Annotated in this window: 11 protein-coding genes; 3 read left to right on the forward strand and 8 right to left on the reverse strand. The window is 60.9% G+C overall.

Going from position 1 to position 12,750, the window contains the following annotated elements; all coding sequences use genetic code 11:
• Positions 1-4: 4 nt before the first annotated feature.
• The 3 genes from LOL23_RS05370 to gabT are packed head-to-tail and all read right to left on the reverse strand — an operon-like array spanning position 5 to position 3,070.
• Complete coding sequence (locus LOL23_RS05370) at positions 5-778, reverse strand: enoyl-CoA hydratase-related protein (protein ID WP_160978400.1); 774 nt, start codon at positions 776-778, stop codon at positions 5-7.
• Between the two features lies 1 nt (position 779).
• A complete protein-coding gene (locus LOL23_RS05375) occupies positions 780-1,754 on the reverse strand; it encodes an aminopeptidase (RefSeq protein WP_160978398.1) in 975 nt (324 codons plus the stop codon).
• A complete protein-coding gene (gabT, locus tag LOL23_RS05380) occupies positions 1,751-3,070 on the reverse strand; it encodes a 4-aminobutyrate--2-oxoglutarate transaminase (protein ID WP_160978396.1) in 1,320 nt (439 codons plus the stop codon). Before gabT ends, LOL23_RS05375 begins: the two co-directional genes overlap by 4 nt.
• Before the next feature lie 224 nt (positions 3,071-3,294).
• Between gabT and LOL23_RS05385 the strand changes: the two genes are divergently transcribed.
• Positions 3,295-3,993: a GntR family transcriptional regulator gene (locus LOL23_RS05385; protein ID WP_237173258.1), complete on the forward strand. Its 699-nt coding sequence runs from the start codon at positions 3,295-3,297 to the stop codon at positions 3,991-3,993.
• A gap of 80 nt (positions 3,994-4,073) precedes the next feature.
• Here LOL23_RS05385 and LOL23_RS05390 read toward each other — a convergent pair whose 3' ends face one another.
• From LOL23_RS05390 to LOL23_RS05405, 4 genes are all read right to left on the reverse strand, one after another.
• On the reverse strand, positions 4,074-4,646 hold the full coding sequence (locus LOL23_RS05390) for an NADPH-dependent FMN reductase (protein WP_160978392.1): 573 nt from the start codon (positions 4,644-4,646) through the stop codon (positions 4,074-4,076).
• Between the two features lie 263 nt (positions 4,647-4,909).
• The gene (gene ertE / locus LOL23_RS05395; protein WP_160978390.1) at positions 4,910-6,211 is read right to left on the reverse strand and encodes an N-carbamyl-l-glutamate amidohydrolase ErtE; all 1,302 of its coding nucleotides are present in this window, start codon (positions 6,209-6,211) and stop codon (positions 4,910-4,912) included.
• Between the two features lie 88 nt (positions 6,212-6,299).
• A complete protein-coding gene (locus tag LOL23_RS05400) occupies positions 6,300-7,178 on the reverse strand; it encodes an N-formylglutamate amidohydrolase (protein WP_160978388.1) in 879 nt (292 codons plus the stop codon).
• 52 nt (positions 7,179-7,230) lie between these two features.
• Positions 7,231-8,214, reverse strand: a complete 984-nt coding sequence (locus LOL23_RS05405; protein ID WP_237173259.1) for a Bug family tripartite tricarboxylate transporter substrate binding protein — start codon at positions 8,212-8,214, stop codon at positions 7,231-7,233.
• 222 nt (positions 8,215-8,436) lie between these two features.
• Here LOL23_RS05405 and LOL23_RS05410 point away from each other — a divergent pair, with 222 nt between their 5' ends.
• Positions 8,437-9,357, forward strand: coding sequence for a LysR substrate-binding domain-containing protein (locus LOL23_RS05410; protein WP_160978384.1), 921 nt, complete (start codon positions 8,437-8,439; stop codon positions 9,355-9,357).
• Positions 9,358-9,613: 256 nt separating this feature from the next.
• Positions 9,614-11,704 carry a TonB-dependent receptor gene (locus LOL23_RS05415; protein WP_237173328.1) on the forward strand — a complete coding sequence of 697 codons (2,091 nt, stop codon included), beginning with the start codon at positions 9,614-9,616 and terminating at the stop codon, positions 11,702-11,704.
• Positions 11,705-11,718: 14 nt separating this feature from the next.
• Here the strand turns inward: LOL23_RS05415 and LOL23_RS05420 are convergent, their stop codons facing one another.
• Positions 11,719-12,747 (reverse strand): MBL fold metallo-hydrolase, encoded by a 1,029-nt coding sequence (locus tag LOL23_RS05420; protein ID WP_202411659.1) that lies wholly within the window; start codon positions 12,745-12,747, stop codon positions 11,719-11,721.
• Positions 12,748-12,750 lie beyond the last annotated feature (3 nt).

Below are 12,750 nucleotides of genomic sequence, written 5' to 3' on the forward strand. Positions count from 1 at the left end.
CCCCTCAATAACCTACAAACACGGGCTGGGTCTTGCTCAGAAATGCTTTCTGGCCGATACGGTAATCCTCGGTGTTGAAACACGCATACGCTTCGAGGCGATCCTGTGGGGTCAAGGAGGTTCCTTGAGCAAGCTGTCGCACAAACTTTTTGTGCCATCGATTTGTCAGCGGCGCCCCCGCGGCTATTCGCCGGGCTGTATCGTGAACGCGTTCAGCTAGATCTTCGTCGGGCACAACCTGGCTGAGCAGACCTTTGTGCATCGCCTCATCGGCACCGAAGATGCGGCCTTCCAGAAGTATCTCCAAGGTGGTGGCCGGCCCGACTAAGCTCACAATGTCATGAAGTTCGCGATGATCGAGTACGATACCGATTCGGTTCACAGGCACGCCGAAGCGTGCGCTATGCGCTGCGATCCTGATATCGCACAACGCAGCGATCTCGAGCCCGCCGCCCACGCACACGCCCTCGATGCATGCCACAGTGGGGTGGCGCGTCAGCTTCAGGCGGTCGGTGCAGTCGAGGGTGAGTTCGGCATACGCCCGAGCCTGTTCCGAGCCACTTCTATCTTCGTCAAAGGTTCCGATGTCGCTGCCGGAGCAGAAGGCTCCTCCGGCGCCGCGTATCACCACGCATCGCACGGCATCGTCGGCATCCAGCGCGTCAATCGCAGCGGCGAAATCGCGGTACATATCCAAAGTCATGGCGTTGCGCTTGGTTGGCCGATCCAGCCACACGGTCCATACGCCGGCCCCGTTGTTCTCTACGCGTATCGCCATGTCATGCATCCAGAAGCAGGCGAGTGCCGTCGAGCACGAGCTTGTCGTCGAGCCAGATTCGGGCCTCGGTGACGATCGTGTCGTAGTGGGCGGCCGCCTTGACCGTGCCGCCGATATATGCGCTCGTGCCCAATGCGAGCTGTACTGCGCCGTAAACACTTTCGTCGGATAGCATCGTGCCGTCGAGAGTGCAGTTCGGATTCATGCCTACGCCCAGTTCTCCCAGGTTGTAGACCTGAGGGTCGGCGAAGCTTTTCAGCATTTCGCGGAATCTCGCGGCTTCCCGTCCGCCCTCTATCGATACAGCAAGCCCCTTTTCGACCATGATCCGAACCGGCTCGTGTTCGATCAGCGAGACGCCGGGAATGCTTGCATTGACCACGATTACCCCTTCGGCGGTGCCCTCGACCGGCGCGAGACTGGCCTCAAGACAGTATCCCGCCGAAATATCGTCGGCGTTTGCAAAGCCGTGCAAGGCACGGCCACGGCGTCCCGCGATACTCATGGTTATATCGGTGCCTTCGCGACTGGTTACGCGTGCGGTTTTAGCCTGGGTGAGCGCCGCAGCCAAGCCTTCGATCTCGGGACGCAGACTGTTGAAATCGGCGTTCCAACCTTCGGCCATGAAAAAATTGGGTAGCGAAGATTCGGGCAGAACGATTACGCCCACACCCGCACGGGTAGCCTGTTGCCGTGCTTCAGTGTGGGCCGCATTGGCCTGGGTCAATGCAATAACCAGGTGGGACGACCGCATGGCCTGGGCGACGATGGGTGAGAACTGTTGGCCATGCCGCTTGGCGCCGGGTATTTGCAGCAGATGCAGGTTTGCGCCTGACTCCTGGACAGCGATGGCCAGCGCCTGTACGTTGTGCTCGGTGTGGAAGTCATACAGGACTAGCACATCCATACCGGGCTTGGCCGAACCCAGCAGATTGACTACTTTCCGTGCGTTATCCAGCTTCAGCAGTGTATTCATGCGGAAACCTCGGACGGTGTAGAGATGCCGACCGCTTGTATCGACGCGTCCAGAATATCCAGGCCCTCCTTGAGCTGATCGAGCGGGATATTGAGCGGCCCCAGAAAGCGCAGCACATTGCCCTCGGCACCCGCCTTCACCAAGATGAGCCCACGCTGATACGCATGCTCGACGATGCGGGCGGCGAGCTTGCCAGCGGGCTTGCGCGTTTCGCGGTCTTCGACGATCTCAATAGCGAGCATTGCGCCGAGACCCCGGACCTCGCCTATGATCGGATAGCGGTGCGCCCATTGTTCGAACCTGGCGCGAATGATGTTGCCGATGGCCCGGGCTTTTGCTGGATAGTCGTCGCGCTCCATGATGCGTAGGGTAGCCAGCGCAGCAGCGCACGAAAGCGGATTGCCCGCGTAGGTGCCGCCCAGCCCACCCACTTGTGGGGCATCCATCAGTTCGCTGCGGCCAACCACTGCGGCGATGGGCATGCCGCCTCCCATGGACTTCGCCAATGTGTACAGGTCCGCCTCAATGCCCGAGTGTTCGGTCGCAAACCATTCTCCTGTACGGCAAAAGCCTGATTGGATCTCGTCGGCGATCAATACGATGCCGTGCCGGCTGCAGTACGCACGCAATTGCCGCAGGAAACCGGGAGGAAATACGTGAAAGCCGCCTTCACCCTGGACGGGCTCGAAGATGATCGCTGCAACCTGCTGGGGCGTAATCTCGCTGTCGATCATGTGGGCAAAGTGCTCGAAGGCATCGTCGGAACTACCCGGAAACGGAGCGCGATAGACTTCGCTCGCCAAAGGCCCGAAGCCGCTCTTGTAGACGGGTGCCTTGGCGGTCAAGCTGAGCGCCATGAACGTGCGGCCATGAAAGGCGTTGCTGAAGGCGACGATGGCGGGACGGCCGGTGGCGCACCGTGCAATCTTGATAGCGTTTTCCACCGCTTCGGCGCCCGAGTTCTGCAGCATTGCTTTTTTGTCGGCCTGCCCCGGCACGCGCTTTACAAGCGCGTGGGCAAGATCAATATAGCCGGGGTACATGACGATATTGAAGCAAGTGTGCAGAAAAGCGTCGGCCTGGTCTTTGATCGCCTGCACCACTTCGGGATGTGCGTGCCCGACGTTGAGTGTGCCGATGCCACCGGCGAAATCAATGTAGCGGTGGCCGTCCAGGTCGACCAGTTCCGCACCTGCTGCAGACTTGGCGAAGATGGGCGGCCCGTTCGCTACGCCACGCGCAACCACGGTATTGCGTTGCTGCAGGTAGTCGGCACATGATGGTCCGGGCAGAGCTTTGCCGTGGGATGGATTCATGCTGATTGTCTCCTCTTGTCTTGAGTGTGCCGGCTGGAATTTTTGCTTTGGGCCGGGCGCTGATGCATACGCATTCGAGCGCATTATGTGGCTCAATACAATATTGTGTCAATAGTGCATGTTAACAACAATCCAAAATTGTGCACAATTCTGGATATAATAAAGCACGTCGAAAATCTCCTGTCCTGATACTATTGCCAGGCAAGTAACTACTGCAATTGCATATGGAAAATCGCATAAAGAACGTGTTGAAGGCAGGCCCCAAACCTGCGCGCGCTGCGGCCCAGAGTACAAGGTCTATCATCGCCGATCTGCGCCGCAGAATTTCCTCCCAGGAACTACTGCCGGGTTCCCGGATACCCGAAGAGGACCTGGCCGCGTCTTATGGCGTACCACGTGCCAAAGTACGCGAGGTGCTTGCCGTCTTGGAGGACAGGGGCTTGGTGGAGCGGATCCCTAACAAAGGGGCTGTCGTGTCATCTGTGGATATGGAAACCACATATCGCCTGTATGAGGTTCGCGAGGCACTCGATACGCTGACCGTGCGCCTGGCAATGCGCAATGCGAGCGATGACGATTGGCAGGAAATGGCCAACCTGCTGGGATCTGGGTTTGAAGAAAGCCTGCGTCAAGGCGATATTGCAACGCACGTAGCCGCGATTATGACATTCAGGGATCGCCTGAAAGAGATCGCCGGCAACCCGATTCTTTCAGATCTTATCGAGCGGGTATATGATCGGACCCGAGTAACGATGCGTCGGGTTGCGCTCTTGCCGGGCCGGGCAGAGATGGGTATTCATCAGTACCGCGATCTTCTGCAGGCCATGCAAAGTGGTGATATGGCTGCAGCAGACCGACGGGTGCAAGAACTGAATGAAAGCGCTCGTGAGTACATGGAGCGCTACAAGAATTACGTGCTTTAGCGGGGGCCGTTTTGTTTGAAGGCGGGGCCGATGGCACCGCCGCCGGGATTAAAACGTTGCCCACCCTGGCGCTGCCTGCACTAGCGCTTGGGCGGCAGCACCTGCAGCACGCGGTTCACGAACTGCTCGAACTCCACCATATACTTGCGCAGGAATTCTTCGGTCGCGGGGACGGTGACTGTGCCGTCGTCGGTGATCAGCCCTGGCGTGAAGTGGATGTAGGCTTCGGGCGAGTTCATCTGCGGCGAATTGCAGAAGCTGAGGGCGCTGCGCAGGCTTTGCTGCGCCACGGCGGTGCCGATGGACCCTGGCGAGGCGCCGATGACGGCGGATGGCTTGTGGGTGAATGAGTTGGTGCCATAGGGCCGGCTGGCCCAGTCAATGGCGTTCTTGAGCCCGCCGGGGATGCCGCGGTTGTATTCAGGGGTGACGAAGAGCAGGGCGTCCACGCCGGCAATGGCATCCTTGAACGCGCGTGCCACGGGCGGAAAATCGCTGTCGTAATCGTAGCTGTACAGCGGCAGGTCTTTGAACGAGATCTCGACGAATTCGAGATCCTTGGGCGCCAGGCGAATCAGCGCTTTGGCCAGTTTGCGGTTGATGGAGCCTTTGGCAAGGCTGCCGATCATGTAGCCGACTTTGTAGGTTGCCATGAACATCCCCTTTTCTTCGTGATGAGTACAGGTAGTGGAACCGGGTGTGCAAGCGTGGGCTCGACGCCGCTGATGCACAGTGTGCCGCGTCAGGATGACATTATCCTGAAGTCTGCCAGACGTGGTGGCGGGTGTATAGGCACACACGCGGCAATCGCTGTGCCTGGCGCCGCCGCGCACCCCTGGCGCATTGCCGTGAATACTGCCAAGCAGCTAACCCGCAGCCGGCAGACCCGCCGCGCCCGTCGCTTCCATGTGCCGCCTCAGCCGCCCAAGGCCTGGTCCAACCCCATTAGCGTGGCAGCAAGCACACGTGTGCCGTCCAGCAGTTGTTCAGGTTCAATCCACTCTTCCGGGCAGTGGCTGCGCCCGTTCAGGCAGGGGATGAACACCATACCCATGGGGCCACTGCAAGCCATATAGGCAGCGTCGTGGCCCGCGCCGCTGGGCATGGTGAGTGTGGCATAGCCCAACTGCCCTGCGGACTGCGTGATGGCATCCATGATCATTGGTGAGCAGGCAGTGGGGTGGGACCGGCTCAGCGCACGCATGCTCGCGGTGACGCGAACCTGTGCGAGCGCGCCACTATAGTCAGCCAGCAGGGCTTCAGGAAAGGTATCGAGCACAGCGTCGCTGTCGCTGCGCACTTCGAGCGTCAACACCGCTTTGCCAGGCACCGCATTGGGAGCGTTGGGGCTTATCTCGATGCGGCCCACCGTCGCCACGACATAATGCGGCTGGCCGCTCAGCGCACTAGCGCGCTGGTAGGCTGCGTCGATGAGCCGGGATGCCCCCACCAGCGCATCGCGACGCAGATCCATGGGCGTGGTGCCGGCGTGGTCGGGCTGGCCGACGATGTCGATCTGTACGCGGCGAATGCCGACGATGTGGCTGACAACGCCAATGGGAATTTGCCGCGCTTCCAGTACGGGCCCTTGCTCGATATGCAGCTCGACAAACGCCGCCGTGCCGCCGGCTAGCCTGGCGGGGGGTAAAAGCAGGCCCGGATTGGCGCCGATGCGCCGCATGCCTTGTGCCAGCGTTTCGCCATCGGCGCGTGTGCAGGCCAGCATGGCCTCGTCAAGCATACCGACAGCGCCGCGGCTGCCCACGCAGGAAATGCCGTAATCGCTGGGCTCCTCGGACAGAAAATCAACCACTTCGAAGGGGTGTTCAAGCGTGACGCTGGCGTCTTGCAGGGCGTGTGCCACCTCGATACCCGCCAACACACCGATAATGCCGTCGAACCGGCCGCCTGCGACCACCGTATCGCAATGCGAACCGGTGACGAGCGGGGCGGCGTCCGCGCGTGTGCCCGGCCGCCGTCCCACCAGGTTGCCGGCCGCGTCCAGCGCCACTCGCAGGCCTGCCGCCTCCATCTCCGCGCGCAGCCATGCGCGCGAGGCATCATGCAGCGGTGTGAAGGCGCGCCGTGTCCAGGGGCGGTTGGGTTCGGTGAAGGCTGACAGTGCCTCGATGCGGCGCCACAACCGTGCACTGTCCAGGTGCGCCAACACTGCAGCCTGCACGGTGGAGAGAGAATCGCGGGAAGGTGGTGTGTTCATAGCCGGTATCGTAATGTGCGCCGCTGGCGGCGAATGCCGCCGGGTGCACGCAATAGGTGTGTGCGATGCCTGTGTGCGATGCCGCGGGTCACGCCACTTGTGCGCGCGTCCATTCCACCAATGCGGCCGTCAGTGCGCCGAAGTCAGCCCGCAGCTTGTCGTATCCCGCACTCGGTCGCAGCAAAGCCTCGTCCATGTACAGCTTGCGGTTCACCTCGATCTGCAGGCTGTGGCGTCCCTGCGAAGGTTGGCCGTAGCGGCGTACGATCTCGACCCCTTTGTATGGATCATTCACGGCAACGTTGTAGCCACGCGCCCGCAGCCAGTCAGCCACAAAGGTATGAAATTCGGGGCCGGCGGTGGCGCCATCGCGGTCGCCCAGCACAAAATCGGGGTGGACCATGCCGGGTTTGTCGGTGGCGAACTGTGCCGCCACAGCGGGCATGGAATGGCAATTGATGTGCCATACCTTGCCGAAGCGTGCGTGGGCCGCATCCAGCGTTGCTTTGAGATGATCGTGATAGGGCACCCAGCACGCAGCGATCCGATGCCGTACTTCATCGTGAGACAGCTTGCGGTCATACAAAGGAGTGCCATCGTCCATCATGCGCCAGATCAGGCCTTTGCCCAGCTTTACCTTGGGCGAGTCGGGCAGCGGTTCTGGCCATGGTGTTTCGAACAGGGTCGAGTCAATCTCGTCGATATTGCGGTTGGCATCGATATAGCTGCGCGGAAATCGTGCGGCCAGCAGCGGTACGCCCTGCGCTGGCGCGTCGCCCCAAAGGTCGGCCACCCAGGTGTCTTCGGCGGTGCGCAGCACGCCATGTGCCAATGCGGGGGAGAAATCGGGTGGGTATTCGGTGCCGCTGTGCGGCGAGTCGAGCACCAGCGGGGCGCTGGGTTCGGCGTGGGGGTAGGCGTCGGGGGCGGTAAAACGGTAAGACAGCGGCTGTGTGGAGAAATGCATGATGTGTGTGTGCGCCAAGGCGGCGCAATGCCGCCCGGGCGCGAGCGAGGGGTTATTTAAGCTCGATATGGGCTTCCTTCACAATGCGCGCGTTACGTGCGATCGTGTCGGAGATGGTTTGTGCGAATGCCTCGGGGCTGTCGCCAACGGGTGTTGCGCCAAGTTTGGCCAGCTTGGCCTTGACATCATCCCTGGCCAGCAAGCCCACCGTAGCCTTGTTCAGCTTGGCAAGTACGTCTGGTGCGAGGCCGACTGGGGCGATCAGGCCGAACCACGATGCGTCATTCACCGGCTTGAGCCCCACTTCGGTGAAAGTAGGCACATCGGGCAAGGCACTGGAGCGCTCAGGGGCGGCCACGGCCAGCGCGCGCAGTTTGCCGGCAGTGACATGCGGCAAGGATGAAGGCAGGTTATCGAACAGCACGTTTACCTGGCCGGCCAACGTATCGGTAAGCGCGGGGCCAACACCACGGTACGGAACGTGCAGCAGGTCCACGCCTGCTGTCTTCTTGAACAGCTCGCCCATCATGTTGGACACCGAACCATTGCCGGCCGACGCGTAGCTGAACTTGCCGGGCGCCTGCTTTGCCAGGGCAAGAAATTCTTTCATGTTGTTGGCCGGCACGCTGGCGTTGACGACCATGATGTTAGGGACGGCGGCAAGATTGGTGATGGGCTGGAAATCTTTTTGCGCATCGAAGGGCAACTGCTTGTACACCACCGGGTTGATGCCGTGGGTGCTGACAGTGGCGATGCCCAGGGTGTAGCCGTCGGGCTTGGCGGCGGCCAGCGATGCCGTGCCAATAGAGCCGCCCGCGCCGGCGCGGTTTTCTACCACAATGGGCTGGCCCAGCGCCTTCCCGAGCTCATCGGACACAATGCGGCCGACGATGTCTGTGGTGCCGCCGGCGGCGAACGGTACGATCAGTGTGATGGGCTTGGCCGGGTAGTCGGCCGCTGCGGCGGCGCCTGCGAACGACACGGTAAAGGCGGCGCCCGCGATACAGAGGCGGCGGGCAAATGTGCGGTGATGCATGAGGTCTCCTGTATTGGAATAATGTCCCGGCGCGGAAGCATGCCCGCTCCAGGTCGAACGTATTGATTCTGGCCTCTGCGTAGCGCGTTGTGCAATCGAAAGATATTCAGTAATCTATTCCATTTGGTAATACCTGGATATTGCCTGAGATGGCGAGTCGGGCTGTCGCATGGCCGGGCGGGCAGGTGGTTGCTATCGGTTTATCTTGAGAATTAAAAGCTTATGCGCAGGTTTTGCCCGACGTTGACAGAGTTGCAAGCGTTTGAAGCAGCAGCGCGGCAAGGTAGTTTCACACGCGCCGCCCAGGAAATGTGCATCACTCAAGGGGCGATCAGCAAGCAGGTCAAGAACCTGGAGGAATTCCTTGGCGTTGATTTGTTCGTGCGTGGTCGCCACGGCTTGATGCTGACCAGTGCCGGCCGTCGTTATCTGCATGAAGTCGGCGGCAGCCTGAACCGCATTGAGGCCGCCACGCTGTCGCTGATGACGCAGCCGGGGCTGGGCGGGGTGCTCAGGCTTACCAGCATGCCATCTTTCGGCACCAAGTGGCTGATTCGCCGCTTGCCCGCGCTGCGCGAGCAATGTCCCGATCTGCAGATTGAATTTCTGCCGCACCGCATGGGCTATGACTTCTCGTCGCCCGAGGTGGATGCATCCATACGCTTTGGCAGTGGCGTGTGGCCCGACTGCCAGGCAGACTACATCGCCGGAAGGGAGGTGGTGCCGGTCTGCCATCCGGGCCTGTTCAGTGTGCCGCCGCGCACACCTCCAGATCTGTTGGCACAACCGCTGCTGCATCACACCACCGTCCAGCAGTCTTGGGCAGACTGGTTTGCATCGGCGGGCTTCGATAACGTCGCGGCGTGGGCTGGGCCGCGTTTCGATCAGTTCACGCTGTTGATCCAGGCTGCTATGGCCGGATTTGGCACCGCGTTGATCCCGCGCTGCCTGATCGAGGATGAGCTCGCAAGCGGTAAGCTGGTGGTGCCGCTGCGTATTCCAGCCGACGCCAAAAGCGCCTACTACCTGTGCTACCCGGAACACAAAAGCGTGTTGCCCACTGTGCAGGCTTTTCGCCGATGGCTACTGGACACCGCGGCCGTTGATGAACAAAAGAACGCGAGCTCGTACTTGGGCGGTTAATCTCTCCATCGTGCAGCCATCTTTCAAGTTCTGCCTTCTTCCGCCTTCATTAAGCGCATATCAGCGCGCTATATCATGCCATCGGTTGATTTTGCAAGGAGACGATGTGTTCTGATATTTGCCAGAAATCGTTGTAAGTTAACAACGTATTATGAATAGCATTGAGAATGATTCTAGTTAAGCAATAAGATGCTGAACTTTATTTCCAACTATTCAATAGAGCATCGTGGCCAACCCTATCCGATCTTCGCGCGCTATGGCGCTTGCCGCCCTTCCTCTTGCGCTTTCTCTCGTTTTTTCTGGCATCGCCCAGGCCCAGACGGTGCAAAGCTTGCCTAGTATCCGGGTCAAATCCAGCGGAACAGGCGAGGAAACCTACAATCCGCCTGTCGCCGCCAGCGCAACCAAGATTGACGCACCCCTGCGCGATATTCCCCAAACCGTGAACGTGGTGCCGCAGGCGGTGATCGAAGACCAGCGGGCATTGTCGCTGCAGGACGTGCTTAAGAACGTACCGGGGGTAGGGTTTTCGCACGGCGATGGCCAGCGCGATCAAGTGACGATACGCGGCTTTACCGCGATCGCCGACCAGTACGTGGATGGCTTTCGCGACGATGCGCTTTACTTCCGCGATCTGTCCAACATCGACCGCGTCGAAGTGATCAAGGGGCCGGCGGCCGTGCTGTACGGCCGCGGCTCTGCGGGTGGCCTGATCAATCGCATCACCAAGAAGCCTGGCATCGACATCACCGAAGGTGCGGTCAGTTACGGTTCGAACAAGGATCGCCGGGCCGAGTTCGATGTGGGCCGCGAGTCGAAAAACGGCAGCGTGGCATGGCGTTTGACCGGTGCGCGGCAAAAGAGCGATAGCTACCGCGACCAACAGTTTCTGGACCGTACGGCGATCTCGCCGTCGCTGGAATTCCGCCTCAATGAAGATAGCAAGCTGTTGCTGCAGGCCGATTATCTTGAAGACTCGCGCGTGACGGATTTTGGCGTGCCGGCCTTCCAGGGGCGGCCCGTGGATGTCGATCCATCCACCTACTACGGCGCCGGCAATGCGCGTGATGCAGATACGTCGACAGCGCGTGTGAAGTCGTTCACGGCGACCTTCACACACCGCTTCAACGACAACTGGTCTTTGCGCAACGGCCTGCGCTATTACCACTACACCCTGATCCGCGATAACACGCTGCCGCAAAGCGTCAACGAAGCCCGGCGCACTGTCACGCTAACGCGCTCCAATGTTCGCCGCGCGGAGCACGGCTGGTCCAACCAGACCGAACTGATGCAGAAGGCCGATTTCGCGGGCATGAAGCATCAGATCCTGTACGGCATGGAAATCGGCCAGCAGAACAAGGATGCGCGCGTGTGGTCCGCCGGTTCTGTGGCCACGGTGTCGCTGTTCAACCCCGTGCTGCCCAATCAGCCCGCAGGCGTGAGCGGGCGCATGTCGGCCGACAACCTGGGCACGTTCAACACGCTGGCCTTTTACACACAAGACCTGATCACGCTCAATGACCAGTGGAAGGCACTGGTTGGCTTGCGCCACGACCGTTACGAACAGCAGACCAATGATCGCCTGCCGGGGCGCAATGACCTCTCGCGTACCGACACGGCCTGGAGCCCGCGCGCGGGCCTGGTATGGCAGCCAGATGATGCGCAATCGTACTATCTGTCGTGGAGCCGTTCATTCCAGCCTTCGGGCGAGGCGTTCTCGGTGGCCGCCAACAATGCCGACCTGGGGCCCGAAACCACCACCAACACCGAAGTGGGCGCCAAGTATGACTTCTGGGGCGGCCGCGCAAGCGCAACCGTGTCGCTGTTCCGGCTGGAGCGCAAAGACATCAAGACCACTGACCCGGCCAACCCCACCCGGCTGGTGCCGATCGGCAAGCAACGCACCGATGGCCTGGAGCTGACCTTCTCGGGCGACCTGACCCGGGGTTGGAAAGTGCTGGCCGGCTATGCCTACCTGGATGCCCGCGTCATCGATTCGATCGGACGTGATGCCGGGCAGGATATCGAAGGCAAGCGCGCCACGCTGACACCGCGGCACAGTGGCAACCTGTGGTTGACCAAAGATTTTGCAAACGGTTTTGGCGCGGGCGGCGGCGTGAACCTGATCGGTGCGCGCTTCGCAAACCCAGGCAACACTGTGACGCTGCCGGGCTACATAACTGCCGATATTGCCGGCTGGTATCGCAACAAAAACGTCGAGGTGCAGCTCAACCTGAACAATGTCTTCGACACCGGCTACTACGTATCGGGCCATGGCACTAGCCCCAACCTGAATCTGCCTGGCGCGCCGCGCAACGTCATGCTGACGCTGCGCTATCGGATGTAAGGGGTAAGCGCGGCTTACCTGGAAACATCGCCAGTTCTATCGAAGGGCGCGTATTCGATAGGCACCCACGCATAGCCCTGCTGCTCTTTGCGTAAATGGCCCAGGCCTGGAAAGGGCAGGTGGGCGCCCGCCACCATCCAGCCTTGCGACGCGGCTTCCCTGAAGACCCGCGTGCGCGTGGTGATGGCGCTGGCCTGATTGGTGTCGAACTCTATCGATACCTCGGGGTGTCGAAACTGTACCGCATGCGCGTGCACAATGTCGCCCCAGATCAGCAGGGTCGCACCTTCCGATTGCAGCAGGTACGAGGTGTGACCCGGTGTGTGGCCATGTGTGGCCACGGCGTTCAGCCCTGGCACAACTTCGCCGCCGTCGAAGGTCTTGAATTTGCCCGCATCCACATAGGGTGCCACCGCTTTGCGCGCCATGTCGAAATACACGCGGGCGTCTTGCGGCGCGGCGGCAGCCACTTCAGGGCTCAACCAGTAGTCGCTGTCCGCGTTTGGCGCCCACATCGTGGCGTTGGGGTAGGCCGCAGCGCCGTCAGCGTTGATGGCGCCGCACACGTGATCGGGATGCAGGTGTGTCAGCACCACGTCGCTGATATCGCTAGGTTGGTATCCCGCAGCCTGGATGTTCTCGCCGATATGCCCAAGTGTGGCGCCAAGGCAGGACGAGGCGCCGGTATCGATCAGGATCAGCCTGTTACCTGTTTGCACGAGGTAACCATTGACGGCGGTTTGCACGCCGCCGTCATCCCGGCGCTGGAACATGCGTGCGATCAGCGTCTGGATGTCTTTCGTCTGTAAGCCATGCAGCATGGCCGGATTGACGCCAATGTAGCCATCATAAAGCGCGGTGACTGTAACGGCGCCGACTTGTTGCCGGTAGTAGCCGGGTACCTGCGTGGCGTGCGGCGCGCCGACTGACGTGGGTGCGGCGGGCGGGGTGGCTGCGGTGGCCAGAGGGGCGGTGGTACAGGCAATGCCCAGTGCGGCATGCGGCAGGATGGAGCGCAGTATGCGGCGCAGGGATGACATCATGGC

This window comes from Paracandidimonas lactea (genome assembly GCF_021653995.1).
Lineage (GTDB): Bacteria > Pseudomonadota > Gammaproteobacteria > Burkholderiales > Burkholderiaceae_B > Allopusillimonas > Allopusillimonas lactea.

What these genes read in the sequence shown, in the direction of transcription:
- LOL23_RS05420 (WP_202411659.1), bottom strand. Translation starts at nt 12,747, where the DNA reads ATGATGTCATCCCTGCGCCGCATACTGCGCTCCATCCTGCCGCATGCC.
- LOL23_RS05405 (WP_237173259.1), bottom strand. Translation starts at nt 8,214, where the DNA reads ATGCATCACCGCACATTTGCCCGCCGCCTCTGTATCGCGGGCGCCGCC.
- gabT (WP_160978396.1), bottom strand. Translation starts at nt 3,070, where the DNA reads ATGAATCCATCCCACGGCAAAGCTCTGCCCGGACCATCATGTGCCGAC.
- LOL23_RS05390 (WP_160978392.1), bottom strand. Translation starts at nt 4,646, where the DNA reads ATGGCAACCTACAAAGTCGGCTACATGATCGGCAGCCTTGCCAAAGGC.
- LOL23_RS05375 (WP_160978398.1), bottom strand. Translation starts at nt 1,754, where the DNA reads ATGAATACACTGCTGAAGCTGGATAACGCACGGAAAGTAGTCAATCTG.
- LOL23_RS05370 (WP_160978400.1), bottom strand. Translation starts at nt 778, where the DNA reads ATGGCGATACGCGTAGAGAACAACGGGGCCGGCGTATGGACCGTGTGG.
- LOL23_RS05415 (WP_237173328.1), top strand. Translation starts at nt 9,614, where the DNA reads ATGGCGCTTGCCGCCCTTCCTCTTGCGCTTTCTCTCGTTTTTTCTGGC.
- LOL23_RS05400 (WP_160978388.1), bottom strand. Translation starts at nt 7,178, where the DNA reads ATGCATTTCTCCACACAGCCGCTGTCTTACCGTTTTACCGCCCCCGAC.
- LOL23_RS05410 (WP_160978384.1), top strand. Translation starts at nt 8,437, where the DNA reads ATGCGCAGGTTTTGCCCGACGTTGACAGAGTTGCAAGCGTTTGAAGCA.
- LOL23_RS05385 (WP_237173258.1), top strand. Translation starts at nt 3,295, where the DNA reads ATGGAAAATCGCATAAAGAACGTGTTGAAGGCAGGCCCCAAACCTGCG.
- ertE (WP_160978390.1), bottom strand. Translation starts at nt 6,211, where the DNA reads ATGAACACACCACCTTCCCGCGATTCTCTCTCCACCGTGCAGGCTGCA.